This is a genomic window from Parasphingomonas caseinilytica (assembly GCF_036663755.1).
GTDB lineage: Bacteria > Pseudomonadota > Alphaproteobacteria > Sphingomonadales > Sphingomonadaceae > Sphingomonas.
Window position 1 is genome coordinate 53,576 of the sequence record NZ_JAXOJL010000004.1, and the last position, 16,907, is coordinate 70,482.

Below are 16,907 nucleotides of genomic sequence, written 5' to 3' on the forward strand. Positions count from 1 at the left end.
GATCAGGGCTTAGGAAACTCCACGCGACAGAGCAACTCGCGGGGGGCAAGTGTGTCTAATTTGCTACAATCCTCGGCAAACCGTTCAGCTTTTGCAATCGCGATTGCGCGCGACTTCAAGCTTCTAGTAGCACCTAGGGCCGGAGAACGCGTGTCCAATGTATAGGATGCCGGGCTCGCGAACGTTAAAAGGGGATTTCCAATGAACCGTATCCTTATGAGGAAGCGCCTGCTCGCCTCGACGACCATCGCCGGTGCCGTGATGATCGCGATGCCTGGCTACGCCCAGACCACGCAGGAAGCGCCGACCACGCCGGCCGCATCCAATCCCGCCCCTTCGACGCCAGCGCCTGTTTCGGCCGATGGCTCGCAGACGGCCGATACGTCCAGCGGCGAAAACATCGTCGTCACCGGATCGCGCATCCCGCATCCCGAACTTGAATCGGCCAGCCCGGTAACGATCGTCGGCGCGCAGGAAGTAAAGCAGAGCGGCACGACCCGCGTTGAGGATCTCCTCAACGCGCTGCCGCAGGTTTTCGCAGGTCAGGGCGGCAACGTCTCGAACGGCGCAACCGGCACCGCAACCGTCGATCTTCGCAACCTGGGGCCGTCGCGCACCCTGGTGCTGGTCAATGGTCGTCGTCTGGTTCCCGGTGATCCGCGCTCGCCCGTCGCCGACATCAACATCATCCCGGCAGCCCTGATCAAGCGCGTCGACGTGCTGACCGGCGGCGCATCGTCGGTGTACGGTGCCGATGCCGTGTCCGGCGTCGTCAACTTCGTGATGGATACCGAGTTCAGCGGCTTCAAGATCGACAGCCAGACCAGCCTCTACAATCACAACAACCGCGCCGGTAATGCGGTGACCAACGCACTCAATTTCCAGGGTCGTGCAAACGCCGCCGGCAATCTCGTTTCCGCACCAGGCACGATTTACGGCTACCCAACCGGAGTGGTCTCCGATGGTGCCGCGATCGACGTCACTGCAGTGATCGGCGCAGGGTTCGACGATAATCGCGGCCATGTGACCGCATACGGAAGCTATCGGAAGATCAACGCCGTTACACAGGACAAGCGCGATTATTCGTCGTGTTCGTTGACGGCGCTGAACAACGCGACTGTCACCGCCCGTCCGGGATACCTTTATGGTTGCGGTGGCTCGGCCACGTCGGCACCGGGATCTTTCTACGCCCAGGGCCAGTATTACAACGTTCAGGGCAATCAGTTCGTCCCGGGACAGGTGCTCTACAACTTCGCACCGACCAACTACTACCAGCGCCCCGACGAACGCTACACGGCGGGTTTCTTCGCACATTACGACGTGAGCGATTCGTTCAAGCCGTACATGGAATTCATGTTCATGGACGACCGTACGGTCGCCCAGATCGCGCCGTCGGGTAACTTCTTCAACACCACGACGATCAACTGCGGCAACCCGCTGCTCTCGACGCAGCAGCGCAACATCGCCTGCGCCGCCGGCAACACGTTCGTCGATTCCGCGGGTGTCACGCGCGGCAATCTGTACATCGCACGCCGCAACGTCGAAGGCGGCGGTCGTCAGGACGATCTTCAGCACACCACGTATCGCGGCCTGTTCGGTGCCAAGGGCGATATCGCTGCAGGCCTCAGCTACGATGCATCCTACCAGTACAGCCGCGTCAACTTCGCGCAGACCTATCGTAACGACTTCAGCGTCACGCGCCTGACTCGTGCAATCGACGTCGTTTCGGTAAACTCGGCTGGCGCAATCGTTGCTCCGAACACCGCCGGTTCGACGGCAACCTGCCGTTCGGTCGTCGATGGCACGGATCCGGCTTGCGTTCCCTACAACATCTTCACCACGGGCGGCGTGACCGCTGCTGCGCTGAACTATCTGCAGATCCCGCTCTTCTCGCGTGGTCAGACGACGGAGCAGATTGCCAACGCCTCGCTCACGTTCCTGGGTGGCGATCACGGCCTGACCAGCCCATTCGCGACCGAAGGCCTCGGCCTGAACGTTGGCGGTGAGTATCGCAAGGAAACGCTGAACTTCGAGGTGGACTCGAACTTCCTGTCCGGTGACGGCGCAGGCCAGGGTGGTCCGACCACCCCGGTTGCCGGCACGCTCAGCGTCAAGGAAGCCTTCGTGGAAGCATCGCTGCCACTGATCCAGGACCGTGCGTTCTTCCAGGATCTGCGTATCGGTGCAGGCTATCGTAAATCGTATTACACGACCGCCGGCCTCGATCCTGCGACGAATGCGCAAACTTCGAACAAGTTCAACACCGACACGTACAAGGTCGAAGGCTCGTGGCAGCCAGTTCGGGACATCAAGTTCCGCGCTAGCTACAACCACGCGGTTCGCGCACCGAATGCCGTCGAACTGTTCGGCGCCCGCAGCTTTGGTCTGGACGGATCGACCGATCCATGCGCAGGCCCGGCAGTTGGCGCTACCGCAGGTCAACCGGGTACCGGCACGGTCAATGGCTACACCTTCGCTCAGTGCGCACGCACCGGTGTGACGGCAGGGCAGTTTGGCAGTGTTGCAGCCAACCCGGCGGCCCAGTATAACGGCTTCCTCGGCGGCAACGCGAAGCTGACCCCGGAAATCGCGAACTCGATCACCGCCGGCGCAGTGTTCACGCCGACCTTCCTGCGTGGTTTCCAGCTGACGGTCGATTATTTCGACATCAAGTTGTCGAACCAAATCTCGACCTACGGCGCGGACAGCATTCTCAACCAGTGCGTTACGACGGGTGACGCATTCTACTGCTCGCTCATCAAACGTAATGCGGGCGGCAACCTGTTCCGCGGCACGCCGACGCTGGCTAGCGGCGGTTACGTGTTCGATACCAACGTCAACGCCGGCAAACTGCGGACTTCCGGCATCGACGTGACGCTCGGCTACACCCAAGAACTGGGCAGCATGGGCACGCTTGGTGCCAGCTTGGCGGGGACGTATCTCGACAAGCTGATCGTCGATGCCTTCGGCCCGCCGAAGTTCGACTGCGCCGGATATTATGGTGCACAGTGCGGCATTCCTTCGCCGAAATGGCGTCACAAGCTGCGGCTGACCTACACCTCGCCAAGCGGTCCAAGCATCTCGGGCGCATGGCGGTACTTTGCTCCCGTCAAGAACGAGGCTTTGAGCCCGGATACCGATCTCGCTTCTGCGGTCGGAAGCCGTGCCGGCAATAGCCGGATCTCGGCGGTCAGCTACTTCGATCTCGCACTCACGGTGCCGGTCGCGGACAAGTTCACCTTCCGTCTGGGTTCGAACAACATCCTCGACAAGGCGCCGCCGATCACCGCCCAGGGATCGGCCGGTACGAACGGGAATACCTACTCGCAGGTTTACGACGCGCTCGGTCGTTACCTGTACGCAAGCGTTACGCTCGATCTGTAATCGATCGAAACTTCTCGAGTTGGGAACGGCGGGCCGAAAGGTCCGCCGTTTTCTTTTGGGCATCGCTCTGCCATGATCGCGGTGATGAACTCCGGTGTGCAGGATGCGGCGCTCGACGCCATCGAAGGTAATGCCGATCGCGCCGCCGGCCTAGGCGACATCGCCATGGCGCGCGGACTGCTCGAAAATGTCCTGACGCAGGCCCCCGGCCGGATCGACACCTGGCTCAAGCTCGCGGCGCTGCGCCGCGCCGGCAAGGATGTTCCGGGCGCGCTGGCCGCAATCTCTTCCGCGCTGCGCGTCGATCCGCTGCATTTCATGGCGCTGCTCAGTCGCGCTCGCATGTTGGAAAGCGCAGGTCAGCCAAGGGAAGCCGCCCGTGCCTATCTCCGGGCGCTGGCGCAATGTCCGGAAGGGGAAGAGGCCCCCGCAGCTTTGCGTCCGCTACTCGATCATGCGCAACGCATCGGCGACGGTTATCGCGCGGAGGTGGCGGCAACCTGGGACGCGGCAATCGGTGCCGATCCTACGCTCGATCCGTCGGTTCTCGCTCGCCTCCGACGGTTCAAGACGAACGCTTTGCGCGAAACGCGAGTCTATCATTCCGAGCCCACGCATTATCACTATCCCGGGCTCGCCGAGCGCGAGTTCCATGACGTCGCGGATTTCGCGTGGCTGCGCTTTCTCGAAGACGCGACGCCGGAGATCACCAAAGAGTTCGAAGACCTGTGGCAGGAGCGCAGCGCCCGTGCCGAGCCCTATGTTCAATACGCCGCCGACGCACCGGTACGGCAATGGTCCGCGCTCAATCATTCGCTCGACTGGACTGCCTTCCACCTGTTGCAAGGCGGTAACGTCGTGGCCCAGAATGCCGATCGCTGTCCGGTCACGATGGCCGTGCTGGCAGAGATCGGGCAACCGCGTATCGCCGGACGATCGCCCAACGCGATGTTTTCGCTGCTGCGTCCGCACACGCGCATTCCACCGCACACCGGCATCGCCAATACCCGCCTCGTCTGTCATCTGCCGCTGATCGTCCCGCCAGATTGCTGGTTCCGCGTCGGGGCCGAGCGTCGGGAATGGCATGTCGGCGAGGCATTCGTGTTCGACGACACGATCGAGCACGAGGCCGCCAACGACAGCGATGCCCCTCGTGTCGTGCTGATCGTCGATACCTGGCATCCCGGCCTCGATGCATCCGAGCGTGCCGCCGTTACACGCGTCATGGAAGCTGACGAGGCCGAACACGGCGCTCCGCTTTGACCGGCGGATGAACCAGAACGCGTCTCCTTCCTTCGATCTTCTGCTGGACGCCGCTTTGGCGGCTCCTGGCCGCGCCGACCTGGCCACGCAGCTCGGATTGCGCGCATTGGAGGAGCGGCGCGAAGAGGATGCCCTGCCGATCCTTAGCGCAGCCGCCAGGCGTTTCACCCGCGACGGTACGCTTCTGCATGTGACCGGCCTGCTCCACCGAGCGGTCGGGGACTTGAACGCTGCGATCGCGTGCTTCGATGCCGCATTGCCATTCGCCCCGACCAGCGCGCGCCTGATGCACGCCCGCGCTCGTGCGGCTGCCGAGGCGGGCCTGCTCAGCCTGGACTGGTATCGCCGCGCGCGGGCAATGGCGCCGAACGATGGCGAGGTGATCCTCGGCGAGGCGGCGGCGCTGCACGCTGCGGGTGAAAACATGACCGCCGACGCCATGCTGTCAGGGTTGTTACGGCAACATCCCGGCTGGATCGACGGCCATGCAGTGCTGATCCGGCTACGCTATCTGCTCGGCGGCGAGGCGACCGCACTGGCCGAACTCGATCGCGCGATTGCGGTCGCACCGCGCGATCTTGCTCTTCACAGTCTCAAGATCACCGTGCTCGTCCGTCGGGCTGCGGGGGAGCAAGCCAGGGCAGCGCTGTCCGCCGCGCAGGCTGCGCTCGGCAATTCGGCTCCCCTGCGCCCCGCTGCGGCGATCGTGGCGACGGAATTCGGCGATCTGGCCACGGCCGACGCCGCTTTTGCCGGGCTCGATCCGCTGGCCGACACAGATCTGTTCATCAACTGGATGCGCCATCTTCTGCGCCGGCAGGAACCGGAGCGTGTGTCGGCACTATATGGGCACCTGCCTCCAGCGCTTGCGGATCATGCGTGGCCCTATCTTTCGCTCGCCTGGCGACTGACCGATAATCCCCGCGCCGCTTGGCTGCAACGCGACGAATTCGTCCGCATCGTCGATTTCGGCACGGACTGGCCGCTGCTCGCACCGCTGACCGAAACCTTGCGCGCGCTTCACCTCGCAACCCACCAACCGCTCGACCAATCGGTACGCAACGGCACGCAAACCGATGGCCCGTTATTCTCTCGGATAGATCCGGTCATCCGCGCCGTTCGCGAGCGACTTTCGGCCGAGGTGCGGGACTATATCGCCGCGCTTCCCGCCCCCGATCCTGAACATCCGCTGCTCGGTCGCATCCCGCGCCACCCCCGGTTCGTCGGCTCTTGGTCGGTCCGGCTCAGGGATGGCGGCTTCCATGAACCGCACATCCATGGCGAGGGTTGGCTCAGTTCGGCCTTCTACGTCGCCTTGCCGCCCGCTCACGGGGAGGCCGGATGGTTGACCCTTGGTGAGCCGCAATCCTCGCTGAACCTCGCACTTGCGCCGACACGCCTGATCGAACCCAAACCCGGGCGGCTCGTGTTATTCCCCTCTACCCAATGGCATGGCACGCGACCTGTGGCGTCGGGCGAGCGGCTGACGATCGCGTTTGACATAGCATGACAGCAACGGCAGTTTGCGCCGTCAAATGGCGCTGGATAGCCGGCGCTACATTAGCAAAAACAGCATCCAAGAGGTTTCACGATGGGTAAGATTCTAATCCTGTCCGCCATTCTGCTGACGGCGGCACCGGCACTTGCGAAGAAACCCGAAAAGGAGACCGATCCCAACCGTGTCATCTGCCGTAGCAGCGAGGTGATCGGCAGCCGCTTGGCCACGAAAAAGACGTGCCTGACCGCCATGCAATGGACCCAGATGGAACGCGAACAACGCGAAACCGTCGAGCGCGTGCAAGCCTACAAGCCGGTCAACGGACAATAACACCGGTCTTTTAATGGGCGATGCGTTTCCCGGTTGCCGGGTCAGGCATCGCCCAGATCATATCCCAGACGCTCTGCCCAAGGCGCCAGGATCGGCAACACCGCCGTCATGTGCGCGCGATATTTGAGCCACCGGCCTTTGGCTCTGGTGTAGATTGGTTCGGCGACCTGCGCATAGCTTGGCGAACCGATATAGGCGCGTGCCGAAGCATTGGATTGGTTCGCCAGCAATTGCGGCGTCCAGGACAGGCCGGCAAACTCGGCCAGGCCCCGCAACTCCCTTTCCGGATCCGCGACGAGTCTCTCGTAACGGATCGTATGCACCCTGATCGGCAGCACCTCACGGCAACGTTGCCAAAAGGCCAGCACGCGATCGTAGAGCATCGCCGTACCGACGAAATCGAAGAAGTTGGCGACCTTGGAATCCATCTGCGCGCTGGTGATGAAACAGCTCAGCACCACATCGCACGGATGGCGTTCGGCGAATACGAAGCGTGCCTCTGGAAACAGGCGATACAATAAGGCGGTGTTGCCCAGGCCCAGCGGGCTCTTGTCCACGATCAGCCGGCCGGCGGCGTCTGGCGCGATCCGGTCGACTTCGGCGAAATAGCGTGCGCGGAGCTGCTCGATTTCCGCGGGCGACAATCTTGCCAGGCGCTCGACCGGCCCCAACGCCTTGGCTACCGTATCGATCACCGCCTCTTCCTCCAGCACGATCGTGTCGGGATGGCCGCTCAGCATCGTATCGATCAGGGTCGTCCCCGAACGTGGGAAGCCGAAGATGAACAAGGGCGCCGGCCGCGCAGAAGGTGGAGCAGGCGGGCTCCAGGTCTCGAACCACGGCTTGGTGAGCAGATTGAGCAGCTTGCCGAATTTGCCGCGATACGCCTCGGCCTCCTCGGCCGAACCAACCGAATCCGCCGCCAGCAGGGCATTCGCCTCGGAAAAAGCCGCGAATGCCGTGTCCGTATCGCCGAGCCGGTCCGCGATATCGCCGATTAGCTGCGCACGCACGGCCGTTGCGATATAGTCCGGTGCGCGTCGCGCGGATTCGAGCGCTTCCTCGAGCCGCTTTTCGCCACGCAGGGCGCGGGCGCGCAACAAGGCGGTATCGTCGGCCGGCACTCCGGCGACTTCCGCGGCATCGAGGAGCTCAAGCAATTCCCCATTGCGGTTGAGCCGTTCGAGCAAACCGCCAAGCCCCAGCCAGGCCTGTCGCAGATCCGGCCGTGCCGCCAATGCGGCGCGGTACTGCGCCTCGGCTAGCTCGAACGCTTTGCACAAAAAGGCCACGTCGGCCACCTCGCCGGCCAGCTCCGCATTGTCGGGCGCAGTGGCAAGCGCGGCCGCGAGGTGCCCCAGCGCCTCGGTTTCGGCACCGAGACCGGCCAGCGACCGACTAAGCGCCAGACGCGCGCCGCCATCATTGACATCGAGCCCCACAGCCCTGCGCGCGGCAGCGGTGGCGGAGGTATATTCCTGTACCGAGCTGTATGCGCGGGACAGATTGATCCAGTAGCTGACGGCGTTGGGCCGCAATTGCGTCGCCCGCTGGAGCGCGACGACCGCACCCTTGCCGTCGCCCAGCAGCATGCGGCACACGCCCAGTCCGTCCCAGCTTTCGAAATCTACCGCCTGCGCATCGGTCAATTGCGTGAACAGCGCGATCGCTTCCTCCGACCGACCCTGGCGCAGCAGTGCGTGCGACCGGATGCGCTGCATCTCCTGCCCCGCCGGGGTCGTCATCGACGCGAGCGGCCCGGCGACCTCTTCCGCGTCGGCATTCGCACCCGCCGACAACAATGCGCGGGCCAGTTCGATCTTCGCAGCGCTTTCACCCGGGGCGCGCGCCACGGCATTCCGCAGATGGACGATGCCGCGGTCAACATCGCCTTGCCGACAGCACAGCATACCGACGAACATCGCGAGGCCCGCATCACCGGCACCATTCGCCAGCGCCGTTTCGCCCAATGCGATCGCTCCGGGAAGATCGCCGCCCCGTGCCAGCGCCAGCACGCCTGATGCCGCTTGGTTCGTATCGGTCATGTCTTTATGCCATTCCTGCGTGTCGTGCGGCGGCGATCACAGCAAATCGCCCGCCATGTCCAGATGCCGGGCGTAATTGCGCCATCGACCGGACGACTGGCGATAGAGTGGTTGCCGCACCTGTCGATGGCTCGCCGTGCGCACCGCGTCCCCGCCGGCCTGATGATCCAGCAGCGAATCTTGCCACGGCAAACCGCAAAATTCCGCGAGTTCCGCGATCACCGGCTGCGGATCGGCCACCAGTCGATCATAGTCCAGGATGAAGATATGTCGCGGATAGAGCGCGCGCCAATGCGCCACCAGGCGCTCCTGCTCAGCCCGATACTGCGCGATGTGCGCGAGATCGGTCGCGTAGCTGACGGTCGGATCGGCGTGGAGGAAATAGACCGAGAGGATATTGTCCCGCGGCGCACGCACCGTGTGGATGATGCGCGCGGTCGGGAAAAGTGTCTTGATCAGGCCGACGTGCAGGAAATTGTCCGGTCGCTTGTCGATCAGCACCGTTCCCGGCGGATGACGCGGCGCGGCGTCGGCGAGGTAGCGCCTGCGCAATTCAGCGATCTCCAGCACCGACAGGTCCACCGCGCGTTCTGGATAGGGCAAGAGGTCGGAGGCGATCAGCGATGGCAGAATGTCCATTTCTCCGCCCGCAACCACGCGATCATGCCGCGCCAGGATACGCTCGACCAAGGTCGATCCGGATCGGAACATGCCACATACGAACAGCGGCGCCGCGGAAGCGAACGCGTCCGAGCCATTGACGGGTCTCGCGAATGTCGCGATCAGCCGGTCGATCAACGCAGCGTGCGCTGTGGCATCGTAGCGAAGCCCCGCCGCTGCCGCGACCTCGCGGCTCGCCGCATTGGCCGCAGCATAAGCGGTAAATGCCGCGTCATAATCGCTCGCTTTGTCCAGCGCCGCGCCGAGCGCGAAACCCAGGTCCGCGCGATCCTGCGCTGTCGTGTGCGGGTGCGCCGCCATTGCGCGCAGACGGTCCAGCAGCAAATCGTCGGTCGCATCGCCGTCCGGGATTCCGGCGAGCCGTGCCAACGCCAGCGCGCTATCCGGCGCCAGTTCAACCGCGCGGGAATAAGCCGCGCGAGCCGCCGCCCAGTCCCCCAGATCCTCGTGGAGATTGCCCAGGTTCAACCAGGCGGGAAAATAGTCGGGGTTGAGTTTCAGCGCGGCCTCGAGCTCGGCCAGCGCTGCTTCGGGGCGGCTCAGATCGTCGCTGAAGATCACACCACGCTGAAGATGCACTTCTTCGGGTTGGTCAATATCCAGGTCGAGCGCGGTGGCGTACGCCTCCAGTGCCTCGTCCACCTGCCGCGCCCTGCGCAACAGGATGGCGAGATTGAACCAGCTGTTCGGCAGGTCGGGGCGCACCGCCAGCAGACGTCGATACGCCGGGATCGCTGCGGCCACGTCGCCGGCGCGGAACAATTGCGATGCGTGACGCTGCAACACGATCGGATCGGCCTGGTCCGCCATCTACTGGCCGGTGGCACCCGGCATCGGCCCCGCGACCAGCAGCGGATCGATGCGCGCGTCGCGCCACTTCAGGCCCCAGTGCAGATGCGGGCCCGTCGCCCGGCCGGTCATGCCGACCGCGCCGATTATCTGGCCGCGTTTTACATGGTCGCCGACATGCACGTCGATGCGCGACAGATGCATGAAGGCGCTGTTCAGATCGGCACCGTGATCGATCAGCAATAAATTGCCCTCCAATGTGAAGGGGTGATCCGCCGCCAGCACGACCACGCCGTCGGCCGGTGCCAGCACCGGGGTGCCGGTGGCGCGCGCGATGTCGATGCCCGAATGGTATGACCCGGCCTCACCATTCTTGTAGATGCGCTGCGATCCGAACAGGGTGGAGATACGCCCGGTGGTCGGCCACAGGAACGGCTGGCGCCATCCATTGCTGTCCACCTTCGTCTGGCGCGCGGCGGCGATCTGGGCGAGTTCGGCGGGGCGGATGCGCGCGAACTCGGCCTCCGGCACCGGATATTTCGGCAGCGAGTTGAGCCGCGAGATATCCCAGCCGCGCGGGGCGACGACCAAGGCGTCGCTCACCTGCCGCCCATCCTGCAGCGTCGCGACCAAATTGGCCGAGGGGCCGGCATCGCGATCGAATGCGATCAGGAAGCGGCCGTCGGGCGCGACCGGCACGACCGCATTGTTGAAGGTCAGCGTGGCGGTGCCGGCGGGCGCGATGCCGATCAGCGCCGCGCCCTGCATGCGCGGGCCGCTATAGCTGAAGGTGATCGGGCCGGCCGGGCGGTTCGTCTGGACGGTCGGCGTATCGCCGCGCGTCGAGGGCGGGACGGGTTGGATCTGCGGGCGCACCTGCGGCGCCGAGACGCACCCCCCAAGCATCAGCACCGCGCCGGCCAGCCACCAGCGCGCTCCGGACGTCACGCCGCCGGGCTCATCGCTTTCGTCGCGATCTCGGCCGAGGCATAGGCTTCCTGCGCCGCCACGCTCCAATAACGCAGGTCTTCCAGCGGAATGCGCTCGCTCGAAACCGCGCATACGACGTGATCGCCCGGTGCCAGCACGCGGAAGCCGTTGGCCATGTAATGGAGCCGCGCGGGGCGATCGGTGTTCGACATCAGCATAGACAGGTCCGGATCAGAACAGGGTGGGTTGTTCGGGTTTCGGCCCGGTCACCGGCTTGTCATACGATTTCGCAGCTTTTTGCTCAAGCCGCGCATCGACCGGCCCGTCGCGGAAGTGGAGCGTGACGGCCCCCGCCGCCTTCGCCGCCGCCGCCGTGGTGACGACATCGCCCGACGGCCGCGCCGAGACGCGGACATAACCGCGATCGAGCAACTTGTCCGGGTTGAGCGATTCGACCAGCCGCCACGTCGCGTTCAGCCGGTCGCTTGCCGAGGCCAGTTGCCGTTCCAGCACCGACAGGCGCAGCGCGCCACCCGAACGATCGAGCTGCCCGCGCGCCACGGTCACGCGCCGTTCCAGCCCCCGGTCGAGCCGCGCGCCCGCGTCGTCGGCGCGCTGGCGCTGCGGGCCTAACAGCGCATCGCGTTTCGGCAGCACGCGGACCAGCGCCTCCAGCCGTTCGCGCCCGCGATCGTGATAGCGCCGCGCACACCGTTCGGTACGCTGGCCGAAACTGTCCAGCGTCAGGCGCAGATCGGCCAGCACCGGCACCGCCATCTCCGCCGCTGCGGTCGGCGTGGGTGCGCGCAGATCGGCGGCGAAATCGCACAGGGTGGTATCGGTCTCGTGCCCGACCGCCGAGATGATCGGGATGGAACAGGCCGCCACCGCGCGCACCACGACTTCCTCGTTGAACGCCCACAGATCCTCGATCGAACCGCCGCCGCGCGCGACGATCACCAGATCGGGGCGCGTTTCCGCCGGCATCGCATCGAACCCGGCAATCGCGTGCGCGACCTCTTCCGCCGAGCCCTGCCCCTGCACCTTGACCGGCCAGACCAGCACGTGCGTCGGGCAGCGATCCTCCAGTCGGTGGAGGATGTCGCGGATCACCGCGCCGGTCGGCGACGTGACCACGCCGATGCGGCGCGGCAGATACGGCAGCCGTTTCTTGCGCGCCGGATCGAACAGCCCCTCGCCCGCCAGCTTGGCCTTGAGCTTTTCGAGCAGCGCCATCAGCGCGCCCTCGCCGGCCAGTTCCATCCGGTCGATCACGATCTGGTATTTCGACCGGCCAGGATAGGTCGTCACCTTGCCGGTCGCGATCACCTCCAGCCCGTCCTGCGGCTGGAAGGCGAGGCCCGATACGGAGCCCTTCCACATCACGCCGTCGATCACCGCGCTGTCGTCCTTCAGGCTCATATAGGCATGGCCCGACGTGACGCGCTTGTAGCCCGAGATCTCGCCGCGCAGCCGGACATGGCCGAATTCGCCCTCCACCACGCGCTTCAGCTTCTGCGCGAGTTCGCCGACGCCCATCGCAGCGGAATTGTCGCCGGGCGTCTCCTCCGCTACCAGCCGGTGCGACGTATCGAAAAAGGGGTCGGCCATGAATATCCTGCTGATCGGCTCCGGGGGCCGTGAACATGCGCTCGCGTGGCGGCTGGCGCAATCGCCGGGCGCGACGAAACTCTACGCCGCGCCGGGAAATCCGGGCATCGCCGAGCATGCCGAACTGGTCGATCTGGATCCGGCGGACCACCGCGCGGTGATCGATTTCTGCCATCGCCATTCGATCGGCTTCGTCGTGATCGGGCCGGAGGCGCCCCTGGTCGATGGCCTGGCCGACAATATCCGCATGATGGGCCTGCCGGTGTTCGGGCCGAACAAGGCGGCGGCGCAATTGGAAGGTTCCAAAGGTTTCACCAAAGACCTGTGCGAGCGATCCAACATTCCAACAGCCGCTTTTGCCAAGGTCACGTCGAAGCATGGCGCGCTGGCGACTTTGGACGATTTCGGCATCCCTGTCGTGATCAAGGCCGATGGCCTCGCCGCCGGCAAGGGCGTGACCGTGGCGATGACCCGCGCCGAGGCCGAGGAGGCGATCGCCGATCTCTTCTCGGTGCCGCAGGCCGAGGCGGTGATCGAGGAATTCCTGGAGGGCGAGGAGGTCAGCCTGTTCGTGCTGACCGACGGCGTGGCCATGATGCCGTTCGGCACCGCGCAGGACCATAAGCGCGTCGGCGACGGCGATGTCGGGCCGAACACCGGCGGCATGGGCGCGTACAGCCCCGCCCCCGTGCTCACCCCGGACCTCGAACGCCGCGCGCTGGACGAGATCGTCGCGCCGACCGTGGCGGCGATGGCGGCGGCGGGGATGCCGTTTTCGGGCGTGCTCTATGCCGGGCTGATGCTGACGGCTGAGGGCCCGAAGCTGATCGAATATAACGCCCGCTTCGGCGATCCCGAATGCCAGGTGCTGATGATGCGCTATCGCGGCGACCTGCTCGACCTGATGCTGGCGGTGGCGAACGGCACCTTGGCCGACCAACCCGCGCCGGACTTCGCCGACGACACCGCGCTGACAGTGGTGATGGCGGCGAACGGTTATCCCGGTACGCCCGAAAAGGGTGGCGTAATCGGTGGCATCGCGACGGCCGAAGCGGAGAATGCACGGGTATTCCAGGCGGGTACGGCGCGTACCGGCGCCAAGCTGGTGGCGTCCGGCGGACGCGTGCTGGCGGTGACTGCGCTGGCCAGGGACATCGCGGCGGCACAGGCGTCGGCATATGCAGCGGTGGCGAAGATCGATTTTCCCGGCGGCTTCAACCGCGGCGATATCGGCTGGCGCGAGATCGCGCGGCAACGGGGATAGAGTTCACACCACCCCCTCCCCGTTCGTGCTGAGCGAATGGGGAGAGGCTTCCGAATGATCGCTACCGGTAGCGCGGGGCCCCGCGTCCTGCGATAAGCCGCCGCCTGTAAAGACTTGGAGTAGCCCGATGACCGAAACCACGACGATCTTCACCTTCGCGCAATTCGTTCTGATGGGCGTGTTCGCGGTGCTGGTGATCTTCGGCATCCTGTTCGGCATGCGCCTGAAGCGCCGCCGGCTCGAGGCCGAAGCCGAGGTCGAGGAACATCGCGAGGCCCTGGGCGAGATCGCGGAGCCGGATACCGACGTGCCGGCTGAGGTCGCCAAGCCGGAGGTCGCCGCCGCACCGCCTCCTGCTCCAACGCCCGCCCCCGCACCCGTCGAGCCGGAGAAACCGGTCGCACCGCCAGTCGCCGCAGAGCCCGAAACGACGACGTCACCAATCGCAGCCGAACCCGCCGAGCCGGTTGTGGAAAACATCGCTCCGCCTCCACCGCCAGCACCTCCTGCCCGCCCCGCCGTTCCTCTGGCTGGCGAGATCACCCAGCTCAAAGGCCTCGGGCCAAAGCTTGCCGCAACGCTGGCGCAGCTCGGCGTCACCCGCGTAGATCAGATCGCGGCGATGACCCCCGCACAATTGCTCGATCTCGACATACAACTTGGTGCGTTCAAGGGCCGCCCGGCCCGCGACCGCTGGGCCGAACAGGCCCGTTTGCTCGTGGCGGGGGACAAGGCGGCGTACGAGGCGGAGTTCGGCAAGCTGGGCGGGTGATAGCCCACCGTCATGCTGAACTTGTTTCAGCATCCAGGCGCGGTCCATCGCCTAAATGGATACTATCACTGGATCGACTGACCGCGCCTGGATCCTGAAACAAGTTCAGGATGACGGCGGCAATTTCAGCTTCGCATCACCGCGCTCACCAGCAACTTGTCGATCCGCCGTCCGTCGAGATCGACCACCTCGAACTTCCAGCCCTGCTGCACGAAGCTCTCGCCCTCGCCCGGCAAATGGCGGAACACCGCCAGCGCCAGACCCGCGACGGTCGCGTAGTCGCGGTCCTCGGGCAGATCGAGGCCGAGCCGTTCGGCCAGCGCATCCACCGCCATCTGCCCCGCCACCAGCAACGATCCGTCGTCGCGCACCACGACCGAGGGCGAATCCTCCGGGTTGCTGTCCGACGCGAATTCGCCGGCGATCGCCGCGAGCAGATCGGCTGGGGTGACGATGCCTTCGAAATGGCCGTATTCGTCGTGCAGCAACGCCATCGGCACCTCGGCGAGACGTAGAGCGCTCAGCGCATCCATCGCGTCCAGTTGATCCAGCACCACCGGCGCGGGACGCAGCAGCGCGCGCAGATCGAGCGGCGCGTTGCCGAGCAGCGCAATGGCGATGTCGCGCGCCTGCACCACGCCGATCACCGCATCGACCGACCCCTCCGCTACCGGCAGGCGGCTGTGCGTCATGCCGAGCAAAGCGGCGCGAATGCCGTCCTCCTCCAGCCCGATATCGATCCATTCGATGTCGGTACGCGGCGTCATCACCTCGCGCACGGGGCGATCCGCCAAGCGCACGACGCCTGAGATGATCGAGCGTTCGTGTTCCTCGATCACGCCCGATTTACTCGCCTCGGCGACGATCAGGTGCAGTTCTTCCGCCGTCACGTGATCCTCGGTCTCGCGTTTCAGCCGCATCAGCTTGAACAGCAAAGCGCTGGACGAATCGAGCAGCACGCCGAGCGGCGCGGTGCCCCAGGCGATCCAGCGCATCGTCGGCGCCATGAACGCCGCGATCGTCTCGGGCGCACGCAGCGCGATCTGCTTGGGCACCAGTTCGCCGACGATCAGCGAAGCGTAGGTCGTCAGGCCGATGACCAGAGCGAACCCGATCGTGCCGGTCGTCTCCGCGGAAAAGCCCAGCCAGCCGAGCCGTGCGGCGACCGGCGCGCCCAGGCTCGCGCCCGAATAGGCACCGGCCAGGATGCCGATCAATGTGATGCCGATCTGCACGGTGGACAGGAACTTGCCGGGATCGGCGCCGAGCAATATCGCCGCGCGCGCGCCGCGCTTGCCCGCCCGCGCCATCGCCTCGAGCCGCGCCTTGCGCGCGGATACGATCGCCAGCTCGGACATCGCGAAGACGCCGTTCAACGCGATCAAAGCGAGGATGATCGCCACGTCGATCCAGGGGAAGGGGGGAAGCGGTGCCATGTCGCTGCCAAGGCTCTTGCAGCACATCGTCGCGCTTAACAACCTTATCGTCGCGAGGGTGCTTCATCTTGCGTTCAAATCGCAACCGGAACAATCGCCGCCGGACACGAGTTCTCAGGCCGCCAACGGCGGACGCAAGATCGCACAATGCTACGAAGGAGTTTTTCAATGCCAGCACCCAAATTGCTGATCGGCGCCGCGATGGCCGCGCTCATCACCGTCAGCGGTTGCGTCACCGATCCGGAAACGGGGCAGCGCAGCATCTCGAAAACCGCGCTGGGCGGCATCGGCGGCGCCTTGGGCGGCTATCTGCTCGGCGATATCGTCGGTGGGCGCAACGATCGTACCGCCAAGATCGTGGGTGCGGGTCTGGGCGGCATCGCCGGCGCGGGGATCGGCGCCTATATGGACAAGCAGGAACGCGATCTGCGCGCACGCACCGCCGGCACCGACGTGCAGGTGATCCGCCAGGGCGACGATCTGATCCTCAACATCCCGTCGGGTATCAACTTCGCCTATAACAGCGCCGACGTGCAGCCGCAGTTCCGCGGTACGCTGGACCGTGTGGCGGACGTGCTCGGCCAGTATCGCGAAACCTATATCGACGTGTACGGCCACACCGATTCGACCGGCAGCGACGATTACAATCAGGGCCTGTCCGAACGCCGCGCGATCTCCGTCGCGGATTACCTGTCGGGCCATGGCGTGCAATCCGCCCGCATCGCCACGCGCGGTTACGGCAAGACCCAGCCGATCGCCTCGAACGACACCGAACAGGGCCGCGCGGCGAACCGACGCGTGGAAATCAAGATCGTGCCGATCTCGCAGAACGATCTGCGGCGGTAAGCGCTCTTCCCGTCATCCCGGCGAAGGCCGGGACCCAACGTGCCGCATACGCATCGGA

Annotated in this window: 13 protein-coding genes; 7 read left to right on the forward strand and 6 right to left on the reverse strand. The window is 65.2% G+C overall.

Annotated features, from left to right (window positions below; translation table 11 throughout):
* Positions 1 to 201 precede the first annotated feature (201 nt).
* The 4 genes from U1738_RS10210 to U1738_RS10225 all read left to right on the forward strand — a co-directional run bounded on the left by U1738_RS10210 (position 202) and on the right by U1738_RS10225 (position 6,475).
* Positions 202 to 3,384: a TonB-dependent receptor domain-containing protein gene (locus U1738_RS10210; RefSeq protein WP_332788951.1), complete on the forward strand. Its 3,183-nt coding sequence runs from the start codon at positions 202 to 204 to the stop codon at positions 3,382 to 3,384.
* Positions 3,385 to 3,468: 84 nt separating this feature from the next.
* Positions 3,469 to 4,647, forward strand: a complete 1,179-nt coding sequence (locus U1738_RS10215; protein ID WP_332788952.1) for an aspartyl/asparaginyl beta-hydroxylase domain-containing protein — start codon at positions 3,469 to 3,471, stop codon at positions 4,645 to 4,647.
* Positions 4,648 to 4,654: 7 nt separating this feature from the next.
* A complete protein-coding gene (locus tag U1738_RS10220) occupies positions 4,655 to 6,157 on the forward strand; it encodes a putative 2OG-Fe(II) oxygenase (protein WP_332788953.1) in 1,503 nt (500 codons plus the stop codon).
* Positions 6,158 to 6,238: 81 nt separating this feature from the next.
* Positions 6,239 to 6,475: a hypothetical protein gene (locus U1738_RS10225; protein WP_332788954.1), complete on the forward strand. Its 237-nt coding sequence runs from the start codon at positions 6,239 to 6,241 to the stop codon at positions 6,473 to 6,475.
* Between the two features lie 41 nt (positions 6,476 to 6,516).
* Here U1738_RS10225 and U1738_RS10230 read toward each other — a convergent pair whose 3' ends face one another.
* The 5 genes from U1738_RS10230 to xseA are packed head-to-tail and all read right to left on the reverse strand — an operon-like array spanning position 6,517 to position 12,531.
* A complete protein-coding gene (locus U1738_RS10230; protein WP_332788955.1) occupies positions 6,517 to 8,520 on the reverse strand; it encodes a tetratricopeptide repeat-containing sulfotransferase family protein in 2,004 nt (667 codons plus the stop codon).
* A 36-nt stretch (positions 8,521 to 8,556) separates the two neighbouring features.
* Positions 8,557 to 10,011, reverse strand: a complete 1,455-nt coding sequence (locus tag U1738_RS10235) for a tetratricopeptide repeat-containing sulfotransferase family protein (protein ID WP_332788956.1) — start codon at positions 10,009 to 10,011, stop codon at positions 8,557 to 8,559.
* On the reverse strand, positions 10,012 to 10,896 hold the full coding sequence (locus U1738_RS10240; RefSeq protein WP_443027004.1) for a M23 family metallopeptidase: 885 nt from the start codon (positions 10,894 to 10,896) through the stop codon (positions 10,012 to 10,014). It lies immediately after the preceding gene.
* A gap of 38 nt (positions 10,897 to 10,934) precedes the next feature.
* On the reverse strand, positions 10,935 to 11,138 hold the full coding sequence (locus tag U1738_RS10245; RefSeq protein ID WP_332788957.1) for a DUF2093 domain-containing protein: 204 nt from the start codon (positions 11,136 to 11,138) through the stop codon (positions 10,935 to 10,937).
* A 13-nt stretch (positions 11,139 to 11,151) separates the two neighbouring features.
* Positions 11,152 to 12,531: an exodeoxyribonuclease VII large subunit gene (gene xseA / locus U1738_RS10250; RefSeq protein ID WP_332788958.1), complete on the reverse strand. Its 1,380-nt coding sequence runs from the start codon at positions 12,529 to 12,531 to the stop codon at positions 11,152 to 11,154.
* On the opposite strand from xseA, the gene purD reads away from it, so the two are divergent.
* Both purD and U1738_RS10260 read left to right on the forward strand, forming a co-directional pair.
* Positions 12,530 to 13,795 (forward strand): phosphoribosylamine--glycine ligase, encoded by a 1,266-nt coding sequence (gene purD, locus U1738_RS10255; RefSeq protein WP_332788959.1) that lies wholly within the window; start codon positions 12,530 to 12,532, stop codon positions 13,793 to 13,795. The two genes, xseA and purD, sit on opposite strands and share 2 nt — an antisense overlap.
* Positions 13,796 to 13,922: 127 nt before the next feature.
* Positions 13,923 to 14,567, forward strand: a complete 645-nt coding sequence (locus tag U1738_RS10260; RefSeq protein ID WP_332788960.1) for a helix-hairpin-helix domain-containing protein — start codon at positions 13,923 to 13,925, stop codon at positions 14,565 to 14,567.
* 125 nt (positions 14,568 to 14,692) lie between these two features.
* Here U1738_RS10260 and U1738_RS10265 read toward each other — a convergent pair whose 3' ends face one another.
* The gene (locus U1738_RS10265) at positions 14,693 to 16,003 is read right to left on the reverse strand and encodes a hemolysin family protein (protein ID WP_332788961.1); all 1,311 of its coding nucleotides are present in this window, start codon (positions 16,001 to 16,003) and stop codon (positions 14,693 to 14,695) included.
* Between the two features lie 168 nt (positions 16,004 to 16,171).
* Between U1738_RS10265 and U1738_RS10270 the strand changes: the two genes are divergently transcribed.
* Positions 16,172 to 16,849 (forward strand): YiaD family glycine zipper/OmpA-like lipoprotein, encoded by a 678-nt coding sequence (locus U1738_RS10270; RefSeq protein ID WP_332788962.1) that lies wholly within the window; start codon positions 16,172 to 16,174, stop codon positions 16,847 to 16,849.
* Positions 16,850 to 16,907: the final 58 nt, after the last annotated feature.

Excerpts from the sequence above, each read along its gene's own strand:
- xseA (WP_332788958.1), bottom strand. The coding sequence starts at position 12,531 with ATGGCCGACCCCTTTTTCGATACGTCGCACCGGCTGGTAGCGGAGGAG.
- U1738_RS10225 (WP_332788954.1), top strand. The coding sequence starts at position 6,239 with ATGGGTAAGATTCTAATCCTGTCCGCCATTCTGCTGACGGCGGCACCG.
- U1738_RS10245 (WP_332788957.1), bottom strand. The coding sequence starts at position 11,138 with ATGCTGATGTCGAACACCGATCGCCCCGCGCGGCTCCATTACATGGCC.
- U1738_RS10240 (WP_443027004.1), bottom strand. The coding sequence starts at position 10,896 with ATGCTTGGGGGGTGCGTCTCGGCGCCGCAGGTGCGCCCGCAGATCCAA.
- U1738_RS10260 (WP_332788960.1), top strand. The coding sequence starts at position 13,923 with ATGACCGAAACCACGACGATCTTCACCTTCGCGCAATTCGTTCTGATG.
- U1738_RS10210 (WP_332788951.1), top strand. The coding sequence starts at position 202 with ATGAACCGTATCCTTATGAGGAAGCGCCTGCTCGCCTCGACGACCATC.
- U1738_RS10265 (WP_332788961.1), bottom strand. The coding sequence starts at position 16,003 with ATGGCACCGCTTCCCCCCTTCCCCTGGATCGACGTGGCGATCATCCTC.
- U1738_RS10220 (WP_332788953.1), top strand. The coding sequence starts at position 4,655 with ATGAACCAGAACGCGTCTCCTTCCTTCGATCTTCTGCTGGACGCCGCT.
- U1738_RS10235 (WP_332788956.1), bottom strand. The coding sequence starts at position 10,011 with ATGGCGGACCAGGCCGATCCGATCGTGTTGCAGCGTCACGCATCGCAA.
- U1738_RS10215 (WP_332788952.1), top strand. The coding sequence starts at position 3,469 with ATGAACTCCGGTGTGCAGGATGCGGCGCTCGACGCCATCGAAGGTAAT.
- U1738_RS10230 (WP_332788955.1), bottom strand. The coding sequence starts at position 8,520 with ATGACCGATACGAACCAAGCGGCATCAGGCGTGCTGGCGCTGGCACGG.
- U1738_RS10270 (WP_332788962.1), top strand. The coding sequence starts at position 16,172 with ATGCCAGCACCCAAATTGCTGATCGGCGCCGCGATGGCCGCGCTCATC.
- purD (WP_332788959.1), top strand. The coding sequence starts at position 12,530 with ATGAATATCCTGCTGATCGGCTCCGGGGGCCGTGAACATGCGCTCGCG.